General features: G+C 70.9%; 19 protein-coding genes. 8 read left to right on the plus strand and 11 right to left on the minus strand.

The window, feature by feature from the left end:
• Positions 1-3 precede the first annotated feature (3 nt).
• The 6 genes from ABEG17_RS19600 to ABEG17_RS19625 form a co-directional block, all read right to left on the minus strand.
• Positions 4-1419: an MFS transporter gene (locus tag ABEG17_RS19600; protein ID WP_406831174.1), complete on the minus strand. Its 1416-nt coding sequence runs from the start codon at positions 1417-1419 to the stop codon at positions 4-6.
• A gap of 17 nt (positions 1420-1436) precedes the next feature.
• Positions 1437-4466, minus strand: coding sequence for a bifunctional [glutamine synthetase] adenylyltransferase/[glutamine synthetase]-adenylyl-L-tyrosine phosphorylase (locus ABEG17_RS19605; protein ID WP_406831175.1), 3030 nt, complete (start codon positions 4464-4466; stop codon positions 1437-1439).
• Positions 4467-4489: 23 nt separating this feature from the next.
• Positions 4490-5005 (minus strand): hypothetical protein, encoded by a 516-nt coding sequence (locus tag ABEG17_RS19610; RefSeq protein WP_406831176.1) that lies wholly within the window; start codon positions 5003-5005, stop codon positions 4490-4492.
• Positions 5006-5098: 93 nt separating this feature from the next.
• The gene (gene glnA / locus ABEG17_RS19615; protein ID WP_406831177.1) at positions 5099-6436 is read right to left on the minus strand and encodes a type I glutamate--ammonia ligase; all 1338 of its coding nucleotides are present in this window, start codon (positions 6434-6436) and stop codon (positions 5099-5101) included.
• 74 nt (positions 6437-6510) lie between these two features.
• Positions 6511-8061 carry a phytoene desaturase family protein gene (locus tag ABEG17_RS19620; protein WP_406831178.1) on the minus strand — a complete coding sequence of 517 codons (1551 nt, stop codon included), beginning with the start codon at positions 8059-8061 and terminating at the stop codon, positions 6511-6513.
• A gap of 142 nt (positions 8062-8203) precedes the next feature.
• Positions 8204-10501, minus strand: coding sequence for an immune inhibitor A domain-containing protein (locus ABEG17_RS19625; RefSeq protein WP_406831179.1), 2298 nt, complete (start codon positions 10499-10501; stop codon positions 8204-8206).
• A 226-nt stretch (positions 10502-10727) separates the two neighbouring features.
• Here ABEG17_RS19625 and ABEG17_RS19630 point away from each other — a divergent pair, with 226 nt between their 5' ends.
• The 3 genes from ABEG17_RS19630 to ABEG17_RS19640 all read left to right on the plus strand — a co-directional run bounded on the left by ABEG17_RS19630 (position 10728) and on the right by ABEG17_RS19640 (position 14909).
• Positions 10728-12809 carry an NAD(+) synthase gene (locus tag ABEG17_RS19630; RefSeq protein ID WP_406831180.1) on the plus strand — a complete coding sequence of 694 codons (2082 nt, stop codon included), beginning with the start codon at positions 10728-10730 and terminating at the stop codon, positions 12807-12809.
• Between the two features lie 38 nt (positions 12810-12847).
• Positions 12848-13726: a 3-methyl-2-oxobutanoate hydroxymethyltransferase gene (gene panB / locus ABEG17_RS19635; RefSeq protein ID WP_406831181.1), complete on the plus strand. Its 879-nt coding sequence runs from the start codon at positions 12848-12850 to the stop codon at positions 13724-13726.
• A 124-nt stretch (positions 13727-13850) separates the two neighbouring features.
• Positions 13851-14909 (plus strand): M36 family metallopeptidase, encoded by a 1059-nt coding sequence (locus tag ABEG17_RS19640; protein ID WP_406831182.1) that lies wholly within the window; start codon positions 13851-13853, stop codon positions 14907-14909.
• On the opposite strand, the gene ABEG17_RS19645 is transcribed toward ABEG17_RS19640, so the two are convergent.
• On the minus strand, positions 14906-16207 hold the full coding sequence (locus ABEG17_RS19645; protein ID WP_406831183.1) for an ArgE/DapE family deacylase: 1302 nt from the start codon (positions 16205-16207) through the stop codon (positions 14906-14908). The two genes, ABEG17_RS19640 and ABEG17_RS19645, sit on opposite strands and share 4 nt — an antisense overlap.
• Positions 16208-16335: 128 nt before the next feature.
• Here ABEG17_RS19645 and fgd point away from each other — a divergent pair, with 128 nt between their 5' ends.
• Both fgd and ABEG17_RS19655 read left to right on the plus strand, forming a co-directional pair.
• Positions 16336-17343 (plus strand): glucose-6-phosphate dehydrogenase (coenzyme-F420), encoded by a 1008-nt coding sequence (gene fgd, locus ABEG17_RS19650; protein ID WP_406831184.1) that lies wholly within the window; start codon positions 16336-16338, stop codon positions 17341-17343.
• 98 nt (positions 17344-17441) lie between these two features.
• Positions 17442-18059, plus strand: coding sequence for a class I SAM-dependent DNA methyltransferase (locus ABEG17_RS19655; RefSeq protein ID WP_406831185.1), 618 nt, complete (start codon positions 17442-17444; stop codon positions 18057-18059).
• 4 nt (positions 18060-18063) lie between these two features.
• On the opposite strand, the gene ABEG17_RS19660 is transcribed toward ABEG17_RS19655, so the two are convergent.
• A complete protein-coding gene (locus ABEG17_RS19660) occupies positions 18064-18252 on the minus strand; it encodes a methionine aminopeptidase (RefSeq protein WP_406831186.1) in 189 nt (62 codons plus the stop codon).
• Between the two features lie 51 nt (positions 18253-18303).
• On the opposite strand from ABEG17_RS19660, the gene map reads away from it, so the two are divergent.
• On the plus strand, positions 18304-19167 hold the full coding sequence (gene map, locus ABEG17_RS19665) for a type I methionyl aminopeptidase (RefSeq protein ID WP_406831187.1): 864 nt from the start codon (positions 18304-18306) through the stop codon (positions 19165-19167).
• Positions 19168-19214: 47 nt separating this feature from the next.
• Positions 19215-19997, plus strand: a complete 783-nt coding sequence (gene ppgK / locus ABEG17_RS19670) for a polyphosphate--glucose phosphotransferase (RefSeq protein ID WP_406831188.1) — start codon at positions 19215-19217, stop codon at positions 19995-19997.
• A 10-nt stretch (positions 19998-20007) separates the two neighbouring features.
• Here ppgK and ABEG17_RS19675 read toward each other — a convergent pair whose 3' ends face one another.
• The 3 genes from ABEG17_RS19675 to ABEG17_RS19685 all read right to left on the minus strand — a co-directional run bounded on the left by ABEG17_RS19675 (position 20008) and on the right by ABEG17_RS19685 (position 23093).
• Positions 20008-21582, minus strand: coding sequence for a hypothetical protein (locus ABEG17_RS19675; RefSeq protein WP_406831189.1), 1575 nt, complete (start codon positions 21580-21582; stop codon positions 20008-20010).
• Positions 21558-22328, minus strand: coding sequence for an ABC transporter ATP-binding protein (locus tag ABEG17_RS19680; RefSeq protein ID WP_406831190.1), 771 nt, complete (start codon positions 22326-22328; stop codon positions 21558-21560). Before ABEG17_RS19680 ends, ABEG17_RS19675 begins: the two co-directional genes overlap by 25 nt.
• A gap of 108 nt (positions 22329-22436) precedes the next feature.
• Entirely contained in the window at positions 22437-23093 is a 657-nt protein-coding gene (locus ABEG17_RS19685) for an MBL fold metallo-hydrolase (RefSeq protein ID WP_406831191.1), read from the minus strand.
• Positions 23094-23242: 149 nt separating this feature from the next.
• Here ABEG17_RS19685 and ABEG17_RS19690 point away from each other — a divergent pair, with 149 nt between their 5' ends.
• Positions 23243-23380 carry a hypothetical protein gene (locus ABEG17_RS19690; protein ID WP_406831192.1) on the plus strand — a complete coding sequence of 46 codons (138 nt, stop codon included), beginning with the start codon at positions 23243-23245 and terminating at the stop codon, positions 23378-23380.
• Positions 23381-23456: the final 76 nt, after the last annotated feature.

Here is a 23456-nt window from a genome sequence, read left to right on the forward strand (position 1 = left end):
GTCTCAGCCTCCGGAGGACCTTCGCGGCCCCAAGGGGTCGCTCGTCGCGTCGGGACCGGGTTCGAGGTGGTCGGGAAGGCTCCCGGTCACCCGCTGGCCGGTCCCCGACCCGTTGGCGCGATCCTGCGTGCCGGCCTGGTTCTCGTCGGCCCCGGCGTCCTGCTCGAAGGTCGCCTCGATGCTGGACGTGACCTCCTCGCGGGGCCAGCGCGCGGCCAGCAGCACGAGCACCCCGAGGGTCACCACGGCACAGATGCCGACCGACGCCGCGGGCGACGTGCGCTCCGAGAGCCATCCGGCCACGAGGAAGCAGGCCCCGGTCACCCCGATGGACAGCGCCCCCGCCAGGCCGAAGACCCGGCCGCGCATGGCTGGTGCGACGAGCAGGGTGAAGGCGGACTGCAGCGGGAGCATGTAGCACTGCATCGCCCCGGAGACGAACCACGCCACCCAGACCACGGGCAACGGCGGCTCGAACACCGTCACGAGCAGGGGCAGCGGCATGAGGAGGGCCAGGCGCATGACGAGCCGGAACTGGCGTTCGGCCGGGAGTCGGGCGATCAGCAGCACCCCCACGACGCCGCCGAGGATCGGGGCCGCCATAAGCAGGCCACCCCACGAGGAGGACCCGCTGTGCTGCGCGCCGTAGGGCAGCGCCACGGCCTCGGGGGCCGCGATGGCCAGGGCGCTGGCCAGGGACAGGACGAGGAGCATCGTCAGGACCCGGCTCGTGCGGATGTGGCCCCACCCGCGCGCGAGGTCGCCCGCGAGGCTGTTCAGCGGCGTCTCGGAGCTCTCCGTGACCGACTTGGGCGGGGTGATCCAGGCCAGCACGGCGGCGCCGAGGAGGAACGTCACGAGGTCCAGCACCAGTGCGCGGCTGGAGCCGATGAGCCCCACGATGATGCCGCCGAGGGCCAGGCCGATGGCCTGGTTGATCTGGCTGGCCAGGGTCTGCAGGCCGAAGGCCCGTGCGTAGAGCCGACGGTCGGGGAACAGGTCGGTGAGCAGCACCTGGCCGGCGGTGACGGCCGGCCCGCCGATGAACTCCAGCAGGAAGACCAGCGACAGGACCAGGACCAGCGACTCCGTGCCGGCCACCGTGGCGATCAGGGCCAGCACGAGGAGCGCTCGCAACAGGTGCGTGCCGACCATCACCGTCCGCGGCGGCCACCGGTCGCACAGCGGCGACAGCAGGGCTCGTCCGAGGATGCTGGGCACGAGGGACACGGCGAAGGTCGCTGCGGTGGCCAGGGCCGAGCCGGTCCACGAGAAGACCACGGCGGCGATCGTGATCCGCGCGATGTAGTCGCCCCAGGTCGACAGCGTCGAGGCCACGAACACCGGCAGGAACACGGGTGCGCGGAGCACCTGCGCGTACGAGGGCACCGCGACGGCACCATCCCTGCCCCTGACCATGCGCCGACCGTACCCCGCTACCGCGAACCGTAAAAGTTGAACTCGGTGACCGCGCGGGCATGTCGCGCCGCCCTCCGGTAGGCGCCCGCGAGCTCTGCACCGGAGCCGGGCTCGCCCCCGAGGATGCGGCTCACGCCGTCGGCGACCCGCAGGTCGGACGGGACGCTGTCGACGGGTCGTCCGCGGTAGAGGACGGCTGCGTTGCGCAGTCGCGACGCGAGCGTCCACGACTCTCGCAGGGCACTCGCGTGCTCCTCGCTGACCAGTCCCGCGTCCTGGGCGGCCTCCAGCGCCGGCAGGGTGCTGGTGGTGCGCAGCCCGGGGACCTCGTGGGCGTGCTGCATCTGCAGGAGCTGGATGGTCCACTCCACGTCGGTGAGGCCGCCGCGACCGAGCTTGAAGTGGCTCTTGGGGTCGGCGCCACGAGGCAGCCGCTCCGCCTCCATCCGCGCCTTGAGCCGTCGGATCTCGCGGACCTGGTCCGCGGTCAGCCCGGCGTCCGGCCAGCGCAAGGGGTCGATGAGCTCGACGAAGCGCTCCCCCAGCTCGACGTCGCCGGCGATGGGGGTGGCCCGCAGGAGGGCCTGCGACTCCCACGTCAGCGACCAGCGCTCGTAGTAGGCGCGGTAGCTCGCGAGGCTGCGCACCAGGGGGCCGCTCTTGCCCTCGGGGCGCAGGTCGGCGTCGAGCCCGAGCCCGGTGTCGGGGCCGGCGCCACCGAGCAGCCGGCGCAGCTCCTGAACCGTGGCCAGCGCCTGGTCCTGGGCGACGGCGTCCTGCGCACCCTCGACCGGCTCGTGGACGAACAGCACGTCGGCGTCGGAGCCGTAGCCGACCTCGCCTCCCCCGAGCCGTCCCATGCCGACGATGAGCAGCCGGGTGGCCGGGGGGCCGTTCTTCTCGGCGACGACGCGGACCGCGACGGACAGCGCGGCCTCGAGCAGCGCGGCCACCAGGTCGGTGAGGGCCGCCCCGACCTGGCGCAGGTCGAGCTGCCCGGAGAGGTCGGCCACCGCGATCCGGAAGAGCTCCTGGCGACGGATGCTGCGGGCGGCGCGGACGGCCCGGTCCGGGTCCTCCTGGCGCCCGGCGGCTGCGGTCATCCGCTTGACGAGGTCGGCCCGCGGGAGTGGCGTGAGCCCGCCGGGGTCGCCGAGGATCGCCACGGACTCGGGGGCGCCCACGAGGAGGTCCGCGGCATACCGGCTCCGCCCGAGGGTGTGGGCGAGCCGTTCCGCGGCGGAGCCCTCGTCCCTCAGCAGGCGCAGGTACCAGTGGGTGGAGCCGAGCTCCTCGCTCACCTTGCGGAACGCGAGCAGCCCGCCGTCGGGGTCGGCCTCGTCGGCGAACCACGCGAGCATCACCGGGAGCAGGGTGCGCTGGATGGCGGCACGCCGGCTCACGCCGGAGGTGAGCGCCTCGAGGTGCCGTATGGCGCCGGCGGGGTCGCGGAACCCCAGTGCTGCCAAGCGTTCTCGCGCCGCATCGGGCCCGAGGCGGGCCTCGGAGCTGCTGAGCTTGGCGACGGCGGCGAGCAGGGGGCGGTAGAAGAGGCGCTCGTGGATCCTGCGGACCTCGCGCGCCTCCTGCTGCCACTGCGCCACCACGGCCTTGGCGGGGTCGGACCGGTGCCCGAGCGCGCGACCCAGGCGGCGCAGGTCGGACTCGCCTGTGGGCATGAGGTGCGTCCGGCGCAGCCGGAACAGCTGGATCCGGTGCTCCAGGGTGCGCAGCAGGCGGTAGGCGTCGTCGAGCGTGGCCGCGTCCTCCCGCCCGACGTAGCCACCCCGGGCGAGGGCCTCGAGCGCCTCGAGGGTCGTGCCGGAGCGAAGCGAGTCGTCGGAGCGGCCGTGGACGAGCTGGAGCAGCTGCACGCTGAACTCGACGTCCCGCAGGCCGCCGGGGCCGAGCTTGAGCTGGCGTTCGGCCTCCGCGGCCGGCACGTTCTTCTCGACGCGGCGTCGCATCGCCTGGACGTCCTCGACGAAGTTCTCCCGCGACGCGGCCTGCCAGACCATCGGGCGGACGGCGTCGAGGTAGGCCTCGCCGAGCCTGCGGTCCCCCGCGACCGGACGGGCCTTGAGCAGCGCCTGGAACTCCCACGTCTTGGCCCAGCGTTCGTAGTAGGCCCGGTGGCTCTCGGTGGTGCGCACCAGCGGCCCGTTCTTGCCCTCGGGCCGCAGCGCGGCGTCGACCGGCCAGAGCGTGCCCTCGCCCGTCGAGGTCGAGCAGGCGCGCATCAGGTGGGTCGCCAGCGACGTGGCGGCCCCGATGGCGCGCGCCTCCTCGACACCGTCACGGGGTTCGGCCACGAAGATCACGTCGACGTCGCTGACGTAGTTGAGCTCGCGACCGCCGGTCTTGCCCATGCCGATCACGGCGAAGTCGCACAGGTCCGCGTCGTCGCCCACGTGCTGACGGGCGATCTCCAGGGCGGCCTCCAGGGCCGCCTCCGCGAGGTCGGCCAACGCCGCAGCCGCCTCCGGCAGGGCGGCCGGCGCGTCCGCGGTCGTCAGGTCGAGGGCGGCGATGCCGAGCAGCTGTCGTCGGTACCCGATCCGCAGCGCGTCGTATGCCGTCCGGTCACCGGGGTCGCGGACCGCGTCGACGAGGTCCTCAACCCGTTGGGCGGGAGTGCGCGGCTGCGCCTCGGCGACGCTGCGCCAGTGCTCGGGGTGGGCCACGAGGTGGTCGCCGAGGGCGGTCGACGACCCGAGGACGGCCAGCAGCCGGTCGCGAGCCCGGCCCGGGTGGCGCAGCGCCCCCACCAGCCCGCTCACCTCGATGCCGGGGCCGGACTCGGCGTCGCGTCGCTTCGGCTCGCTCGATCGCAGCGACTCCATCAGCCGCACGAGGCTCAGCAGGGCAAGGTCGGGGTCGGCGACGGCCGACAGCGCGTCGGGCAGCCCGTCGTTGAAGACGTCGTCGAAGGGGTCGACCAGACCCGCGAGCGCCTGGTCGGCGAGCAGCTGAACGGCGCGAGGCGGGTCGGCGAAGCCGAGGCGGGCGAGGGCCGCGGTCTGCGACACGGGGCGGGCGGACTTCACGGCCCAACCCTACGCACGCCCGCTCAGCCTGCGACGCGGACGCGTGCCCTCACGTCAGCGCGCACGAGCTCCTCGCGCAGGATCGTCCTGAAGGTCTCGGCCATCGGCTCCTCGATCGATCCCTTGCAGTCGACATAGAGCTGCACGCCGTCGGGCGTCACCTCCGGGTCGGACGTGTAGTTCGGCGTGTACAGGTCGTGCGCCATGGCCGCCTCCACCTGTGCCTCGGTGGTGTGCTCGTGCCCTGTCTCGTCGACCATCATGAACCGCTGCGCCGCCGCGGCCACAGCGGCCACGACCACGGGGGTGGCGATCGAGTAGTCCGTGACCACGAACATCTCGTGGGACGTTCCCGCGGCCTCGTCGTAGGCGAAGACGCCGCGGTCGATGGAGACGCCGTCCTGGGTCCGTGACCCGAGGTGCGCGAGCCCGGTCAGCCGGTCGGTCGCCCCTGCGGGCAGCCACACCAGCGCGGCCCCGGCCATCACGGCCAGCGCGACCAGCACCGTGACCGCGCGTGCCATCCGTGGCCCTGCCATGAGCTCCCCCTCGCGTCTCCTCACCGAGCGAGGGGCAGCCTACGCAGGAGGGCCCGACCCCGGACCCGAACCGGCAACACCGGCCCAGGCTGCTCAGAGACCCGGAAGGTAGCGCTCGAGCTCGAACCGGGTGATCTCGCCGCGGTAGTCGTCCCACTCGGCCCGCTTGTTGCGTAGGAAGAAGTCGAACACGTGCTCGCCCAGGGTGTCGGCGACGAGGTCGCTCTTCTCCATGACCCGGATCGCCTCGTGCAGCGAGGTCGGCAGCGGCTCGATCCCCATCGCCTGCCGTTCGGCCGACGTCAGGCCCCACACGTCGTCCTCGGTCTCGGGCGGCAGCTCGTAGTCCTCCTCGATGCCCTTGAGGCCGGCGGACAGCATGAGCGCGAACGCGAGGTAGGGGTTGCAGGCCGCGTCGAGGGTGCGCACCTCGACCCGGCTGCTCTGGCCCTTGGTGGGCTTGTACATCGGCACCCGGACCATGGCCGAGCGGTTGTTGTGGCCCCAGGTGAGGTGGGCCGGCGCCTCGCCGCCACCCCAGAGCCGCTTGTAGGAGTTGACCCACTGGTTGGTGACGGCGGTGATCTCGGCGCCGTGGTGCAGCAGCCCCGCGATGAACTGTCGACCCACCTTGCTCAGCTGGTAGGGCGCGCCGGCCTCGTAGAAGGCGTTGCTGTCACCGTCGAACAACGACATGTGGGTGTGCATGCCGGAGCCCGGGTGGTTCGCGAACGGCTTGGGCATGAAGGAGGCGAAGATGCCCTGCTCGAGCGCGACCTCCTTGATGACCGTCCGGAACGTCATGATGTTGTCGGCGGTCGACAGCGCGTCGGCGTAGCGCAGGTCGATCTCGTTCTGGCCCGGACCGCCCTCGTGGTGGCTGAACTCGACCGAGATGCCCATCGACTCGAGCATGGTGATGGCAGCGCGGCGGAAGTCGTGCCCGGTGCCGTGCGGCACGTGGTCGAAGTAGCCGGCCTGGTCGACGGGCTCGGGGCTGTCACCGGGCGTGAACCCCTGCTTGAGAAGGTAGAACTCGATCTCGGGGTGCGTGTAGAAGGTGAAACCGAGGTCGGAGGCCTTGCCCAGAGCGCGCTGCAGGACGTGTCGGGGGTCGGCGAAGCTCGGCGAACCGTCGGGCAGCGTGATGTCGCAGAACATGCGTGCGGTGCCGGGGTTCTCGCCTCGCCACGGCAACACCTGGAACGTCGCCGGGTCCGGCTTGGCCAGCATGTCGGCCTCGTAGACGCGGGCGAAGCCCTCGATCGCGGAGCCGTCGAACCCGATGCCCTCCGCGAAGGCGCCCTCGAGCTCGGCCGGGGCCACCGCGACCGACTTCAAGGTGCCGAGCACGTCGGTGAACCACAGCCGCACGAAGCGGATGTCGCGCTCCTCGATGGTGCGAAGGACGAACTCCTGCTGACGATCCATGGGGGTGATCCTGCCCTAGAAGGGTGGGGTGGTGCGTGCCGCACCGCCGGGGTGTTCAGCTGGCGAGCACGTGTTCAGCCCGCGAGCACCGACTGCGCGGCGTTGTGACCGGGTATGCCGCTGACCCCACCGCCGCGGCGCGCGCCGGCACCCGCGATGCGCACCTTCGGGTGGAGGGTCTCGACGCCCCAGCTGCCCACCTCGGACGCCTGCTCGGCCCACGGCCACTGCAGCGACCGGTGGAAGATGTTGCCTCCCGGCAGGCCCAGGTCGGCCTCGAGCTCGACCGGGGTGCGGGCCTCGAGGCAGTAGGCGCCGTCACCGTCGCGGAGCAGGACGTCCTGGATGGGTTCGGCCAGCACCGAGTTGAGCGACTCGAGGGTGCGGGCCAGCGCGAGGTCTTTGACGGCGTCGTGGTCCTCGGTGCTGCCCCGGAACAGCCGGGCCGGCAGGTGCAGCCCGAACAACGTCAGCGTCTGCGCGTCGGTGGCGGCCAGGTCAGGTCCGAGGATCGACCGGTCGGAGAGGCTGTGGCAGTAGATCTCGCACGGCGGCAGGTGCGGCACCCGCCCGGCGGCCGCGGCGGCATACGAGTCCTGGAGCTGGGTGTAGCCCTCGTTGATGTGGAAGGTGCCGGCGAAGGCGCCGGTCGGGTCCACGGACGAGTCGCGCAGTCTCGGCAGCCGCGACAGCAGCATGTTGACCTTCAGCTGGGCGCCCTCGGGCTCGGCCTCGGTCTCGACCGGGTCGGCCCCGGCGGCTTCCAGCAGGCGGTTGAGCACGGCCGGGGCGCACGCTGCGTGGATCGTCGAGGCGGTGGCCGACCCACCGTCCCAGGTGATCTCGCCCTCGGGGTCGACCGCGAGGACCCTGGTCCCGGTGCGGATCTCGGCACCGGCGGCCAGGGCCGCCCGGGCGAGGCCGTCGGTCACGGCGCCCATGCCGCCGACGGGGACGTCCCAGTCGCCCGTGCCGCCACCGATGAGGTGGTAGAGGAAGCAGACGTTCTGGCGCAGGTCGTCCCCGCGCAGGTCCGCGAAGGTGCCGATGAGGGCGTCGGTCGCCACGATGCCGCGCACCGTGTCGTCGCCGAAGGTCGCCTCGAGCACCTCACCGAGCGGACGGCGTACCAGTGCTTCCCAGAGCTCGTCGTCGCCGACCAGGGACGCGAGGTCACCCTCCGACCGGAGGGGCTCCAGGACGGTCGGGAAGACCTTCTCGGCGAGCCGCTGCACCCGGCCGTAGAAGTCGTCCCATGCAGCGTGCTCCCGCGCCCCACCGGTGAGGCTGGCGAAGCCTGCGGCCGTCGCGGAGGGGTCGCCGTGGTCGACGAGCAGGCCGCGAGCCGGGTCGGCGGGCACCGGGGTGAACGAGGAGTAGCGTCGCCGGATCAACCTCACGTCGAGGTCGAGATCGGTCATCACCTGTCGCGGCAGCAGCGACACGAGGTAGGAGTATCGCGAGAGCCGCGCATCCACCCCGGGGAACGCCTGCGCGGAGACTGCGGCTCCCCCGACGTGGTCGGCGGCCTCCAGGACGAGGACCTTGCGGCCCGCCCGGGCGAGGTATGCGGCGGCGGTGAGCCCGTTGTGGCCGGCACCGATGACGACGTCGTCGTAGTTCACGGACGGCAGCCTACGGACCACCCGGGCCCTCCGGCGGGAGGGTGGACGAGACGGGCGCACGGAGCGGGGCCCCGGGACGTGCGTCCCGGGGCCCCGCTGTCGTGTGGTGCTGCTGAACCGGTCCAGGCTCAGCTGCGCAGGATCACTTGTCGAAGCGAACCTTGAGCAGCATGTCCTGGGCGTTGTTCGTGGTCTTGGCGACCGTGATCTTGGTGCCCGAACCCGCGACCTGGACGGAGTTCCACGGGTTGTCCGCGGTCCAGTAGTTCTTCCTGTCGAGGTCGTAGAAGGTCGGGATTCCCTTGCTGGACTTGACCGTCGTCGGCACACCGTTGCGGTGGAAGGTGACCGAGTCGGTCTTCTCCTGGCCGAAGGTGGCGTCGAACGGCTGGCGACGGTTGCCGAGCAGCGTTCCGTCGGACCACTTGACGGGCGTGGGCCGGGCATCCACCGGGAGCACCTGGCCGTGGCCGGGGTGCACGCTGGTGTTGTTGTCGCCGTACTGGCCGTCGACGTAGGTCACGAGCAGGCCGTTCTGGTACGGGAAGCGCTCCACCCAGTCAGGACGGGTGTTGGACCAACCGAAGTTGTACGGGCCGGTCTTGAGCGTCTTGTCGTAGCCGTTGTACGTGCGGTTCTCAGCGAGGTAGTAGTGCTGCACGACCTCGGAGGTCGAGCCGCCCATCCGCTTGAACCCGCTGGCCGCCCAGCCGTTGTCGCCGTTCTCGACGGTGTCGGTGAGGACCGGCGCCCCGTCCGCGGTGATGGTGATGTCGTCGAGGAACGGGCCCTCGTAGTGCAGGCCACCATCGGTCGCGTAACGGAAGCGGAAGTCGATCTTCTTGCCGGCGAACTCGCTGAGGTCCCACGTCTTCTGGGTCCACGTCTTGCTCTCACCGTCGAGGAGGGCGCCGACCTGCTTCCACGTGGCCCCACCGTCGGTGGATGCCTCCGCGTAGAGGGCGTCGTAGTCCTTCTCGATGTTGTACCAGGTCCACGCCGACACGCTGCCGGACGTCTTGCCGGTGAGGTCGATGCTCCGCTTGAGCGTGGTGTTGAGGCCGTCGGCCGACCCGCCCCACCACTCGTACGAGCCGCTGTGCGGCTTGTTGTAGGAGGTCGTCACCGTCTTGTCGGGCAGGTTCACGAGCAGCGCCTGCGGCAGGGTCTTGCTGTCGCGGTCGGCCGGGCCGATCTTGACGTCACGGTCGAAGCCGTGGTTGACCTGCTGGTAGTCCAGCCAGCCGAGCTGCATCTTCTCCCACGCGCCCATGTTGCCGGGCGTGGTGCCGATCGAGTCGGTGCCGTGGTTGAGCCACGAACCGCCGGACATCAACGTCCAGAAACCGGTGCCGTTGTCGCCACCCGCGGTGTCGTACAGGTCCGGTAGGCCGAGGTCGTGGCCGAACTCGTGCGCGAACACACCGAGGCCACCGTTCTCGGGCTCGGTGGTGTAGTCACCGATCCACATGCCGGAGTTGCCGAGCGGCACACCGCCGAGCAGGTTGCCGGCAGGGCCGGTCTTGCCCTGGTTGTTGGAGTAGGCGTACCAACGGTGCGACCAGATGGCGTCCTCGCCCTGGGCGCCGCCACCGGCCTCTTCACCCTCACCGGCGTGGATGGCCTGGAAGTGGTCGATGTAGCCGTCCGGCTCGTTGAAGTTGCCGTCGTTGTCGTAGTCGTAGCGGTCGATCTTGTCGAACTGCGCCAGGTAGGTCTTGATCTGGGCGTCGGTCTTGCCCTGGGCCTTCTGGTCGTTGTACCAAGCGGTCGCGGTATCGGCGACGAAGGGCCAGGAGCCTGCCGCGTCGCTCTGCTTGTTGCTGCCGTAGGCGGCCTCGTTGTAGGGCACGGAGACCCAGTTGGAGACGTCACCCTTGGCGAGGAACCGACCGTTGGAGAGCTTGGTGTAGAAGTCCTTGAACGACTCGCCCTCGCCGAACATCATGTCCAGGTAGTGCTGGCGGTTGAAGTCCTTGGTCCAGTAGGTCGAGTTGTCGTCGGTCTTGCTTCCGTCCCACTTGCGGTCCGGGGACGGGATGGTGTTGTGGACCGGACCGGGGGTGCCACCGGTGGCCGGCTTCGTCTTGGTGCCGAAGTCCGTGAGGACCGTGAAGATGTCCTCCTCACGGTTGACGGGCCAGGAGACGTACTTGTCCTTCGCGGCCTTGGTGCCCTTCGCGGCGGCGTTCTTGCTGCCCTTGACCTTGATGACGCGCTCGCCACCACGGGTCTCGGTGGTCGCCTCACCCTTGATGAGCTTGTTGACCGCCTCCTCGCGCAGGTCGCGCTGGGCGTCGCCGAGCGGGTTGGGCAGGTCGTGCGACCGGTTCTGGTAGTTCGGCTCCTTGGCCACCACGGGGGCAGGTTTTGCCTGCGCGGGGCTCGAAGCCATGCTCACCGCCACGGCCGCGACGGCCACGCCGGACAGGACGCTCACATAACGTCTCTTCACTGATCCTCCAATTGACGTTCACCGTGCGTGCACCTGGGTGCGGCACGCACAAGGGCGAGCCAAACACGGGAACAGGTCAGGAGGATTGTCCGAAGAGGTCTGGAAAGGGTAAAGAAATTCACCCGTTCTGCTGATGGACATGTTGTTAATGCGTCAGGACGACCTGTTTCGTGCGCTGGGGGTCCTCACCCTGCTCCCTAGACTCTCGCCCGTGAACTTCTTCTCGGCGTACGACCAGGGCTTCGCGCGTGTCGCAGCCTGCACCACCCCGGTGACGATGGCCGACCCGGCCGCCAACGCCGCGGCCGTCCTCGACCAGGTCCGGGGGCTGCACGACGACGGGGTCGCCGTCGCCCTCTTCCCCGAGCTGTGCCTGTCGGGGTACGCCATCGACGACCTGTTCCTCCAGGACGTGCTGCTCGACGCGGTCGACCGCGCGATCGTGGAGCTGGCCCGCGGCAGCGCAAAGCTGCGTCCCGTGATCGTCGTGGGAGCCCCGGTGCGCCACGGCAACCGCCTCTACAACTGCGCCGTCGTCATCCAGGGCGGGGAGGTGCTCGGCGTCGCGCCGAAGGCGGCGTTGCCCAACTACCGCGAGTTCTACGAGAAGCGGTGGTTCGCCGCCGGCGCCGAGCTCCAGGACCAGCACCTCCACGTGCCCCACTGGCCGGGCGCCGACGAGGACGGCGACATCATGTTCGGGACCGACCTCGTCTTCGAGGCCGTGGACCTGCCCGGGCTGGCCATCCACGCCGAGGTCTGCGAGGACATGTGGGTGCCGGTGCCGCCGAGCGCCCGCGCGGCACTGCAGGGGGCGACCGTCCTGCTCAACCTGTCGGCCTCCCCCATCACCGTCTCCCGCGCGGAGGACCGCCACCTGCTCGCCCGCTCCGCGAGCGCGCGCTGCAACGCGGCATACCTGTATGCCGCCGCGTCCAGCGGGGAGTCCACCACCGACCTCTCGTGGGACGGCATGACCATGGTCTACGAGATGGGTGACCTGCTCGGCGAGACCGAGCGGTTCCCCCGCGGGCGCCAGGCCACGGTCGTCGACGTCGACCTCGACCGGCTCCGCCAGGAGCGGATGCGGCAGGGGTCGTTCGACGACAACCGCCACGCGGCTGTGCTCGCAGGCGACGGAAACCCTGTGCGCGTGCGGGAGTTCACCCTCGCGCCGCCGCGCGGTGACATCGGGCTGCGCCGCAAGGTCGACCGCTTCCCCTTCGTCCCCGACGACGAGGCCCGACTGGCCCTGGACTGCTACGAGGCCTACAACATCCAGGTCTCCGGGCTCGAGCAGCGGCTGCGCGCGATGTCCACCGACAGCTGGCAGCCGAAGATCGTCATCGGGGTGAGCGGCGGGCTCGACTCGACCCACGCGCTCATCGTCGCGGCCAAGGCGATGGATCGGCTGGGTCGCCCCCGCACCGACATCCACTGCCTGACGATGCCGGGATTCGCGACGAGCGACGGCACGAAGAAGAACGCCATCCACCTCATGGAGTCGCTCGGCACCACGTGGGAGGAGCTGGACATCCGCCCGGCAGCCACGCAGATGCTGCGCGACCTCGGGCACCCCTTCGGCCGCGGCGAGGAGGTCTACGACGTCACCTTCGAGAACGTTCAGGCCGGGCTGCGCACCGACTACCTCTTCCGCGCAGCCAACCAGCGCGGAGGCATCGTCCTCGGCACCGGCGACCTGTCGGAGCTCGCCCTGGGCTGGTGCACCTACGGCGTCGGCGACCAGATGTCGCACTACGGCGTGAACAGCGGAGTCCCCAAGACGTTGATGCAGCACCTCATCCGCTGGGTCGTCTCCAGCGGGCAGTTCGAGGGCGAGGTCAACTCGACGCTGACCGAGATCCTCGACCAGGAGATCAGCCCCGAGCTCGTCCCCACCAAGGAGGGCGAGAAGATCCAGTCCACCGAGGACTCGGTCGGCCCCTACGCCCTGCAGGACTTCACCCTCTTCCACGTCGTCCGCCGCGGTTACCGCCCCAGCAAGATCGCCTTCCTCGCGTGGCACGCCTGGCACGACGCCCGGCTGGGTGAGTGGCCGGCGGGCTACCCCGAGAGCCGGCACACGGCATACGACCTCGCCACCGTCCGGCACTGGCTGGAGGTCTTCGTGACGCGGTTCTTCGCCAACCAGTTCAAGCGGTCCGCCCTGCCGAACGGCCCCAAGGTCAGCCAGGGCGGCACGATGTCGCCGCGCGGTGACTGGCGGATGCCCTCGGACGCCCGGGCGACCGCCTGGCTGGCCGAGATCGAGCGCAACGTCCCGAAGTCCTGACGACCGGCCCCCGCGCCGGCGCTGCATAGGATGCGGTCATGAGTGAGCAGCCCACCTCCCCCACGGCCACCTCCGAGGTCACCGCCCCCTACGGCACCGGGGTGCAGGCTGCGCCCCAGCGGCGCGTGCGCATCCCGCACCTGCAGGCCATGAAGGAGCGCGGGCAGAAGTGGGCGATGCTCACCGCCTACGACATGTACTCCGCGGAGATCTTCGACGAGGCCGGCATCCCGGTCCTGCTCGTCGGCGACTCCGCCGGCAACAACGTCTACGGGTTCGAGACGACGGTGCCCGTGACCGTAGACCACCTCGTGCCGCTCGTGCGTGCGGTGACCTCGGCGGCCAAGCACGCCATGGTCGTCGCCGACCTGCCCTTCGGCTCCTACCAGGCCAGCCCGCAGCAGGCCCTGGCCACCGCGACCCGCTTCATGAAGGAGGGCATGGCGCACGCGGTCAAGCTCGAGGGCGGCGCGTCGATGGTGCCCGAGGTCGAGCTGCTCGTGCGGGCCGGCATCCCGGTCATGGGGCACATCGGGTTCACCCCGCAGAGCGAGCACGTGCTCGGCGGCTACAAGGTGCAGGGTCGCGGCGACACCGCAGACCGCCTGGTCGAGGACGCCCTGGCGCTGCAGGAGGCCGGCTGCTTCGCGGTCGTCATGGAGATGGTGCCGGCGCCGCTGGCTGCCCGCGTCACCGAGGTCCTGTCGATCCCCACGATCGGGATCGGCGCCGGACCGGAGTGCGACGCCCAGGTCCTCGTCTGGCAGGACATGGCGGGGCTGCGCGGCGGCAAGGCGCCCCGCTTCGTCAAGAAGTACGCGGACCTGCGCGGCGAGCTGGCCCGGGCCGCCGCCGCGTATGCCGCCGACGTCGCCTCGGGCGCGTTCCCGGCGGCCGAGCACTCGTTCGCGGAGTGATGCGGCCGCGGCAGAACTCCTCCACCTGTAGGAGCCATCCGCCGCGCGAGCAGGGCTAACGTCCCCCGAGGACGCCCGTCCGACCCGGACCGGCGCCAACGCACCCCAGTCCTCGGAGGACCTCGTGACTCGTACCCGACGCACCGCGGCCGTCGCCGCAGTCGGTGCCACCGCCCTCGCCCTGTGCGTGGCGGCCGCACCCGCCCACGCCGGCAAGGCCACCGACACCACCACCGGCTCCGGCTCGGTCTTCATGGTCAACCCGGTGCAGTCCTCCGGTGACCAGTCGCTCACCGACCAGAACGACTCGGACGCCGCCGTCCCGGCGTCGGCGTACGCCACCGTGCCGATCCGCAACCTCGACGGCTCGGGCTACCTGCGCGGGGAGTGGGCGACGGTCGCGTCCGCCACTGGCACGCCGGCATACAGCAGCACCAACACCTTCCGATACACCCGGCACCAGGACCAGTTCGAGCAGGTGATGGCCTACTTCTGGGTGAACCAGGCCCAGGAGTACCTGCAGTCGCTGGGCTTCGGCTCGACCCTGCCGGGCATCGTCCACCAGTCGTTCGACGTCAAGGTCGACCAGTACGGCGGCGACAACTCCTACCAGACCGACAAGCCCTACCGCGTGCGGCTGGGCAAGGGCGGGGTCGACGACGCCGAGGACGCAGAGGTGATCGTCCACGAGTACGGCCACGCCGTGCACGCCTCCCAGGTCCCGGGATACGGCACGAGCGAGGAGGCCGGATCGATCGGCGAGTCCTTCGGCGACTACTTCGCCGTCTCCGTCGGGCTGGCTGCGGCGAAGCAGTACGGCTGGCCGGTCAAGGCGCAGGAGGCCTGCCCGATGGACTGGGACTCCACGTCGTACACCGCGGCGCCGCACTGCATCCGGCGGTTCGACCTCAACCTCACGGTGGCCGACAAGAAGGGCGAGGTCCACTACGACGGCCAGATCTGGAGCCAGGCGTTGTGGGAGATCCGCAAGGGCTACCAGGCCATGGGCAAGCCCACGACGGCTTGGGACCGCACGCTGATCAACAGCCAGTTCCGCTACGCGCCCGGCACGAGCTTCTCGGCAGCGGCCAAGGCGACCTACACCGAGGCGCTCGCCAAGGACGGTGCCGCCGCGGCCTCCCTCGTCAAGAGCCGGTTCGCCGCCCGCGGGATCGTCTTCTAGTCCGCCTGCTGCGGCGGTGCCCAGCACCGCCGCAGCGCCAGGAGCGCGTAGGCCCGGGCGCAGCTGACCAGCTCGTCGACGGGCACCGACTCGTCGACGGCATGCGCCTGACCCAACTCCCCCGGGCCGTACTGCACGGTGGGCACCCCGTGGGCGGCGTAGTGGCGCAGGTCCGAGCCGTAGGGTGCGCCCTCGACGCGCGGGGGCGGTGCGCCTGCCTCCGCGGCCGCGGCCAGCGTCTCGCCGAGGAGGGGGTCACCCGACGGCAACGAGCCGGACGCGAAGGCGCCGCCCGGCCACGAGACCCGCACCGGGTGCTCGGCCAACCACGGGTCCTGCTCCCCCAGCGCGGCAACCGCCTCCTCGAACACCTTCCGTGCCGTCCCTAGTGGCTCGTCCGGCAGGACGCCGTACCGTCCCTCTGCCACGAGCAGGTCGGGAACCGTGCTCGCCCAGGTGCCCGACCGGAGCATGCCAACAGAGATCGGGGCGACCAGGTCGAGATGGGCGAAATCTGTTGGTGCGTCGGCGTTCCGGCGACGCTCGAGGTCGCGCAGGCAGGACTGGACCACCTCCAGGTGGTCGAGCGCACTCTCGCCGAGGGTGCGGGTCGAGCCGTGCGCCGCGCGCCCGTCGAGCTCCAGGCGGAAGGTCAGTGACCCGGCGTTCGCGGGGATCACCGCGCCCCCGGTCGGCTCCGCGATGAGGCAGGCCGCTCCCAGGTGCCCCGCTCGCAAGGTGGCGAAGGCGCCCACGCCCCCGTCCTCCTCACCGCTGACGAGGTGCACTGCGAGCGGACGTTCGGGGGCGGCTGCCGTGGTGGCGAGGGCACGGACGGCCGCGATGATCGCGGCGACGCCGCCGAGCATGTCGCAGGCACCGCGACCCGTTGCCGTGCCGTCGGCGACGTGCAGCACGAAGGGGTCGGTCCGCCACCGGGCCGGGTCCTCGACGGGCACGACGTCGGTGTGCCCGCACAGGACGAGGGCGGGTCGTCCCACATCACCCGCCCGGGCCCGGGTGGCGACGAGGCCGACCAGCGCCTCGCGCGCCACCTCCATGCCGGGGAAGTCCGGGTGCGCCACCTCCGCGTCGAGGTCGACGTCCCACTCCGCGACGTCGAGCCCGAGCTCCCGCAACCGTGCGGCACACCAGCGCTGCACCGCCACCTCGCCCGCGCTGCCACCCACCGGCGCCTGTGCCACGAGGGCGGCCAGGTCGGCCAGGAGCGTCTGCTCGTCGACCGCCTCGAGGACCTGCCGCTCGAGATCGGTGGGGTCCTGCGCCTCCGGAGTCATGCCTACGAGCATGGCGTGGGTCGAGGTGAACGCGCCGACGATCCTGCGGCGTGTTCACCTCGACCCAAGGACTGCGGGGTCTGTGACGCGGCCGCGCGGGCCGGGCACGCGCGGCATACGGTTGGGCCATGACGCTGCGCATCGGTTACAAGGCCTCGGCCGAACAGTTCTCGCCCCGCGACCTGCTGGACTTCGCCGTCCAGGCCGAGCAGGTGGGGCTGGACAGCGTGATGGTCTCCGACCACTTCCAGCCCTGGCGCCACCACGGCGGGCACGCGCCGTTCTCCCTGGCCTGGCTCGCCGCGCTCGGTGAGCGCACCGAACGGGTGCAGCTCGGCACCTCGGTGATGACGCCGACGTTCCGCTACAACCCGGCCGTCGTCGCCCAGGCGTTCGGCACCCTCGGCGCCCTCCAGCCCGGCCGCGTCATGCTCGGCATCGGGACCGGGGAGGCGCTCAACGAGGTCGTCGTCGGGTCGGTCGAGCAGTGGCCGGAGTTCAAGGAGCGGTTCGCCCGGCTGCGCGAGGCCGTGACGCTGATGCGCCTGCTCTGGACCGAGGACCGCGTCACCTTCGAGGGCGACTACTACCGCACGACCGACGCGACGATCTACGACAAGCCCGAGCAGCCCGTGCCGATCTACGTCGCCGCCGGCGGCCCCCTGGTCGCCCGGTATGCCGGTCGGGCGGGTGACGGCTTCATCTGCACCTCCGGGAAGGGCGAGGAGCTCTACCGCGACAAGCTGCTCCCGGCCGTCGACGAGGGGCTGGGCAAGTCGGACCGCACCCGCGAAGACCTCGACCGGATGCTCGAGGTCAAGCTGTCCTGGGACCCGGACCGTGAGCAGGCGGTAGCGAACTGTCGCTTCTGGGCCGCCCTGTCGCTCACCCCGGAGCAGAAGCACGGCACCAGCGACCCCCTGGAGATGGAGCGGCTCGGCGACGAGCTCCCCGACGAGCAGGTGGCCTCGCGCTGGATCGTCACCGACGACCCCGAGGAGGTCGTGGCCGCCGTGAAGCCCTACGTCGACCTCGGCTTCAACCACCTCGTGTTCCACGGCCCCGGCGCCGACCAGTCACGGTTCCTCTCGACCTTCGCCGACCGGGTGCTGCCGGGTCTGCGCGAGCTGGGCTGACCGCGGGTTCCATTGCCTCCCAACCGAATCTAGGCTGGACCCAGACCGCCGCACCGGCCCCGGACCGGCGGGACACGAAAGGCACGAGGATGACCGAGATGGAGCCCCGCACCCGCTGGTCGGAGGTGTCCGGCGGACCCGGTGCCGCCACGGCCTACCAGCAGCGCTTCGACGACCTCGCGGCCCAGGGGATGGACATCCACGGCGAAGCGGCCTTCGTCGCCTCCCTCATGGCGCCCCCCGTGCGGGTGCTCGACGCGGGGTGCGGGACGGGGCGCGTCGCCACCCAGCTCACCGCCCTCGGCTACCACTGCGTCGGGGTCGATGCCGACGCCGAGATGGTCGATGTCGCCAGGCGGCGCGACCCGGCCACGACCTGGGTCCGCCAGGACCTGAGCCGGCTCCAGCTGCGCTCCCAGGCGTTCGAGGTCGTGGTGATGGCGGGCAACGTCGTGCCGCTGCTCGCCCCCGGCACGCTCCTGGACGCCATCGAGCGCGTGACGGCCCACCTGCAGCCCTGCGGTGTGCTCGTGGCAGGGTTCGGCCTCGACGCGGCGCACCTGCCGACGGGGTGCCCCGTGACACCGCTGGAGGACTACGACCGCGCCTGCGAGGTCGCCGGGCTGGCGATGCTGCAGCGTTACGCCACCTGGGAGAAGACTCCTTGGGTGCCCGGCGGCGGGTATGCCGTGTCGGTGCACCGCCTCAACGACTGAGGCGTCAGTCCTCGGTGGCGCCCTCTTCCCACGCGCGGTCCTGGGCGTCCCACTGGTCCGTCTTCGCCTTCGCCGTCTCGAGGGCCGACGCCGCGGCCTCGTGGGAGTCGTACGGACCCATGACGTGGTCGCCCTGGCTCTTGCTGTCGTCAGTCTCGACCTGACGGGTATCGACGTTGAACCAGTAAGCCATGGGGGTGCCCTCCAACTCGACGGATCTGCTGACCTCTCTAGACTCCACCGTATGCCGAAGACGCACGCAAGTGTGGCCCCGGGCGAGGTGTCGCCACGCCGCGCCGTCCCCGCCACCATCGAGCGACCGGAGTACGTAGACAGACCCGCCCCCAAACGGGAGGAGGGCGGTGACGTCAAGGACGTCGAGACCATCGAGCGGATGCGCATCGCCGGCCGGATCGCGGCCCAGGCCATGGCCGCCGCCGCTGCCGTGATCGCCCCCGGCGTGACCACCGACGAGATCGACCGGGTCGGCCACGAGTTCCTGATGGACCACGGCGCCTACCCATCGACGCTCGGCTACAAGGGCTTTCCGAAGTCGCTGTGCACCTCGGTCAACGAGGTCATCTGCCACGGCATCCCCGACAGCCGCCGGCTCGAGGACGGTGACATCGTCAACATCGACATCACCGCCTTCATCGGCGGGGTCCACGGCGACACCGACGCCACCTACCTGTGCGGGGACGTCGACGACGAGTCGCGGCAGCTCGTCGAGCGCACCCACGAGGCCATGATGCGCGGCATCAAGGCAGCCGTGCCCGGCCGGGAGATCAACATCATCGGGCGGGTCATCCAGAGCTATGCCAAGCGCTTCGGCTACGGCGTCGTCCGGGACTTCACCGGCCACGGCATCGGCACGGCCTTCCACGGCGGCCTGATCATCCCGCACTACGACGCGGCCCCGTCCTACGCCACGATCATCGAGCCCGGCATGACCTTCACGATCGAGCCGATGCTCAACCTCGGCACCCCCGAGTGGGACATGTGGGACGACGGCTGGACCGTGGTCACCAAGGACCGCAGACGCTCGGCGCAGTTCGAGCACACCATCCTCATCACCGAGAGCGGCAACGAGATCCTGACCCTGCCGTAGCGCTCCACCACCCGGAGCACGCGGCGACCGCAAGGAGGCGGCACACCATGTCCAAGCACGCCAAGCAGGGGCTCCCCCTCGGGATCGACGTCGGGGGCAGCGGCATCAAGGGCGCGCCCGTCGATCTCGAGAACGGTTCCTTCGCCGCCAAGCGGATGCGCATCGACACCCCGACGGCCTCGACCCCCGAGGCCGTCGCCGAGGTCATCAACCAGATCGTCGACCACTTCGAGGACGTCCGGGGCGACTCGCCCATCGGGGTCACCATCCCCGGGGTCGTCACGCACGGGGTTGTGCGCTCGGCAGCCAACATCGACAAGTCGTGGCTGGACTACGACGCCGAGCCGATGCTGGAGAAGGTGCTGGGCCACGACATCGTCCTGGTCAACGACGCGGACGCCGCCGGTGTGGCCGAGCTGCACTATGGGGCGGCCAAGGGCCAGAAGGGCCTCGTCGTCATGACGACCCTCGGCACCGGCATCGGTTCTGCCCTGATCTTCGACGGCAAGCTCATCCCCAACTCCGAGCTCGGCCACCTCGAGATCGACGGGTTCGACGCAGAGTCGCGCGCCGCGTCCTCCATCAAGGACAAGGAGGGGCTGAGCTACCCCGAGTGGGCGAAACGGCTGCAGCGCTATTACAGCCAGGTCGAGGCGTTGCTCTGGCCCGAGCTGTTCGTCGTCGGTGGCGGGGTGTCCAAGGACGCGGAGCAGTTCCTGCCGCTGCTCGACCTCAAGACGCCCATCGTGGCCGCCACCCTCCAGAACAAGGCCGGCATCATCGGTGCAGCCCACCTCGCGCAGGAGGAGCACGCCCGCCGCCAGAAGTAGGCGGGAGGCCTCAGCGCATCGACACGAGGTCCTGGAACAGGTCGGCCTGTCGGGTGCGGAACAGACCTGCACCGATGCGGACGGCAACGACGAACGCCACCACCCCGAGCACCGGGCCCACCACGAGCGCCACCCAGGCCGCCCAGCCGTAGCCGAACAGCGCGAGCCCGAACAGGACGATCTCGGGCAGCGACAAGGCCATCACGGCGCCACCGCACACGGTCTGCACGGCGAAGGTCACCCCGACCGATCCCGGGCGGTTGCTGAACGGGCTCTCCCCCGGCGACGGCACGGCATACTGCTTGACCGCGCTGGTGATCGACGCGACGGCAAAACCGTTGAGCACCACCGCGGTCCCCGTGCCCAGGGCGGCCGGGAACAGCGCCCACGAACCTCCGACGACGGGCCCCAGCAGGGCGTAGCCGGGCACGCAGACGAGGGCGATCAGCCCTGACGGGAACAGCCGACCCACCCGGTCGGCGACACCGTCGACCCCAGAGACCACGTGCAGCCAGAACGCGGTGGAGTCGTAACCGACGTCGTTGTGCTGACCCCAGCCGATGAGGTAGGCGGAGACGAGCGGCATCAGGGCGAGGAAGACCGCGGACCCCTCGCCGCCCAGTCCCGGGAAGAGCAGTCCCGCCGGGAGCAGGATCGTCATGATCGCCGGGAAGTTGAACCGCGGGTCCCGGACCCAGTAGGTGCCGGCGCGGGCGGCGATGGCACCCATCGGGGTGCCGGGCAGGTGCGCGAAGAGCCCCAGACCGTGTGGCCCACCGCCGCCCTCGCCGACGGCTCCACGCGGGTTGCGCAGGATCGAGACGAGCAGCCGCTCCCACAGCACGAACAGCACGAGGCACAGGGCTGCGGCCAGCAGCAGGCGGATGCCGGCCGACGCCCAGTCGCCCAGCATGACGTCGCCGGCGGCTGCCCACGCCCAGCCCAGAGGCGTCCAGGCAAGGAGGTCTGCCAACGCCGTCAGGCGCTCACGAGTGAGGCCGCCGTCGTTGACGAAGGCGAGCAGCGGGCCGAGGGCCAGGAGCACCAGCAGTCCTCCGACGCCGGCGATGTCGCGTCCCCGGCGCGAGGCGAGGACGGCCGAGGCCGCCCCCGAGACGACCCGGCTCGCGATGACGCAGGTGGCCAGGCCGAGTGCGCCCCCGACCAGGGCCACCAGCAGCGCCGACGGCGATCGCGAGGAGGCGAACACCGTGCCGAGGACGACCAGGACGGTGCCGACCCCCGGCAGCCCGATGAGGGCACTGAGGAGCAGCCCCAGGGCGAGCGTGCGCTCGCGGACGGCGAACGTCGCGAAACGGGTCGGGTCCAGGGTGGGGTCGATCCCGAAGAGCACGACCGGGAGCAGGGCCCAGCCGGCGACGAGGAAGGCCCCGCCGACCGTGACCAGGGTGCGGGTCAGCTCTGCGTCCCCCTGGATGCGCAGGGTCACCAGCAGGATCAGCGCGCCCAGGATCAGGCCTCCGCCGTAGAGCATCCCCAGGACCATCCCGATCAGCGCCGCGGCACTGCGCCGGGACCCGTTGCGCAGCAGGTCGAGCTTCAGTCGGACGAGGTGCGCAACCACGCGAGGCCCTTCACTTCCGTGCGGCCGCCGACGAGGTCGAGGAACCGGTCGTCGAGGCTCATGCCGGCCCTGACGTCGTCGATGGTGCCGTGGGCGCGCACCTGCCCCGCGGCGATGATCGCCACGTGGGTGCAGATGCGTTCGACGAGGTCCATCACGTGGCTGGACAGCACGACGGTGCCGCCGTTCGCGGCGAAGTCCTCGAGGATGCCGCGGATCGTGCGCGCCGAGACGGGGTCGACCGCCTCGAAGGGCTCGTCGAGGACGAGCAGCCGCGGGGCGTGGACCAAGGCACAGGCCAAGGTGATCTTCTTGGTCATCCCGGCCGAGTAGTCGATGACCAGCTTGTCGCCGGCGTCGGTGAGGCCCAGGGCGACCAGCAACTCTTCGCTGCGCTGGGCGACGAGCTCGCGGTCCATCCCGCGCAGCAGGCCCGCATAGGTCACCAGCTGTCGACCGGTCAGGCGGTCGAACAGCCGGAGCCCGTCGGGCAGGACCCCGATCCGCGACTTGGCAGCGATCGGGTCGGTCCAGACGTCGACACCCAGGACCTGCGCCGTCCCCTGGTCGGGGCGGAGCAGGCCGGTGGCCATGGACAGCGTGGTGGTCTTGCCCGCACCGTTCGGACCCACGAGGCCGAAGAACGACCCCCGCGGCACGTCGAGGTCCAGGTGGTCGACGGCCACCATCGTCGCGAAACGTTTGGTGAGGCCCCGAAGGCCCAGCGCGATCTGGTCGTCAGGCATGCCCTGACGCTAGCGGTGCCGCGCCGGACGCATGGCCTTCTCCGGGGACGCCGAGCCGAACGATGACCGGGCAGTCCCCTCGAGGTGTCCCTGCGTGAGGGGCGGTCCTCAGGGCTGGAACTGCGCGCTCTGCCCACCGGCGAGGTCGTGGATCTGGGTGCTCGGTGAGCCGAGGTTGCCGGCCTGGGTGAGGTAGAGCGTGCGCCCGACCTCGCTGAGGAGCGCATCGTGGATCGGTATGGCGTGGGGCGCCGCCAAGCGGCGCAGGAAGCCGGTCATGTCACGGCTGCGGGCCCAGGGCGCGCTGAGCGGGAAGGCCAGGACGTCGACGCGGCCCGGGTCGGCGTCCAGCGCGTCGCCCGGGTGGAAGAACACCGGCTCACCCTCGGCGGTCAGCCGCATACCGGTGTTGTGGATCCGCGGGATGTCGTCGTGGATGAGGGCGTGCATCTCCCCCACGCCGCTCACGGTGACGGACTTGACCGTGACCTCGTCGCCGGCTCGCAGCGCCCGCGCATCGATCCCCTTGTCCTGCAGCTGTCCTGACGTCTCCGGATCGGTCACGAGCTGGGCGCCCGGGCTGGCCTCCAGCAGGGCGGGCAGGTTCTCCACGTCGAGGTGGTCCGGGTGCTGGTGGGTGACGAGCACCGCGTCGAGGTCGCGCTGGTGCTGCGCCTCCGGGGAGAAGGTGCCGGGGTCGAGCAGGATGCGCGTGCCGGCGAGCTCGACGAGGAGACAGGCGTGTCCGAGGTGGGTGATCCGCATGTCCCCACCGTAGGGCGACAGACGGTGACAGGCACGCCTCGTGTGGCCGAGCGACGGGCCGGGGGTTGGCCGCAGGACGCATCGGCAGGCGATACTGGGTGTCCCCCCAACGTCCGTACGTCCGGGTTGCTGTCGACGAAGGAACACCCATGAGGAACCGGCTGGTTGCACGCTCCACCGACACCACCACGCACGAGCGGGGTGCCACGGCGGTGGAGTTCGGCCTGATGGTGGCCCTCGTCATCATCATCGTCATCGTCGCGATCACCCTGCTGGTCACCCGTTAGGGCTCATCTGCTCCCCTGCCCAGACCCCGGACAGGGGAGCCCGCGCTGGACGAACGGACGAGACGACCTTCAAGTC

This window comes from Pedococcus sp. KACC 23699, assembly GCF_045348425.1.
Lineage (GTDB): Bacteria > Actinomycetota > Actinomycetes > Actinomycetales > Dermatophilaceae > Pedococcus.

Coding starts and splice junctions, on each gene's coding strand:
- ABEG17_RS19600 (WP_406831174.1), bottom strand. CDS start 1,419: ATGGTCAGGGGCAGGGATGGTGCCGTCGCGGTGCCCTCGTACGCGCAG.
- ppgK (WP_406831188.1), top strand. CDS start 19,215: ATGTCCAAGCACGCCAAGCAGGGGCTCCCCCTCGGGATCGACGTCGGG.
- ABEG17_RS19645 (WP_406831183.1), bottom strand. CDS start 16,207: ATGACTCCGGAGGCGCAGGACCCCACCGATCTCGAGCGGCAGGTCCTC.
- ABEG17_RS19610 (WP_406831176.1), bottom strand. CDS start 5,005: ATGGCAGGGCCACGGATGGCACGCGCGGTCACGGTGCTGGTCGCGCTG.
- map (WP_406831187.1), top strand. CDS start 18,304: ATGCCGAAGACGCACGCAAGTGTGGCCCCGGGCGAGGTGTCGCCACGC.
- ABEG17_RS19685 (WP_406831191.1), bottom strand. CDS start 23,093: ATGCGGATCACCCACCTCGGACACGCCTGTCTCCTCGTCGAGCTCGCC.
- ABEG17_RS19660 (WP_406831186.1), bottom strand. CDS start 18,252: ATGGCTTACTGGTTCAACGTCGATACCCGTCAGGTCGAGACTGACGAC.
- glnA (WP_406831177.1), bottom strand. CDS start 6,436: ATGGATCGTCAGCAGGAGTTCGTCCTTCGCACCATCGAGGAGCGCGAC.
- ABEG17_RS19680 (WP_406831190.1), bottom strand. CDS start 22,328: ATGCCTGACGACCAGATCGCGCTGGGCCTTCGGGGCCTCACCAAACGT.
- panB (WP_406831181.1), top strand. CDS start 12,848: ATGAGTGAGCAGCCCACCTCCCCCACGGCCACCTCCGAGGTCACCGCC.
- fgd (WP_406831184.1), top strand. CDS start 16,336: ATGACGCTGCGCATCGGTTACAAGGCCTCGGCCGAACAGTTCTCGCCC.
- ABEG17_RS19655 (WP_406831185.1), top strand. CDS start 17,442: ATGGAGCCCCGCACCCGCTGGTCGGAGGTGTCCGGCGGACCCGGTGCC.
- ABEG17_RS19690 (WP_406831192.1), top strand. CDS start 23,243: ATGAGGAACCGGCTGGTTGCACGCTCCACCGACACCACCACGCACGAG.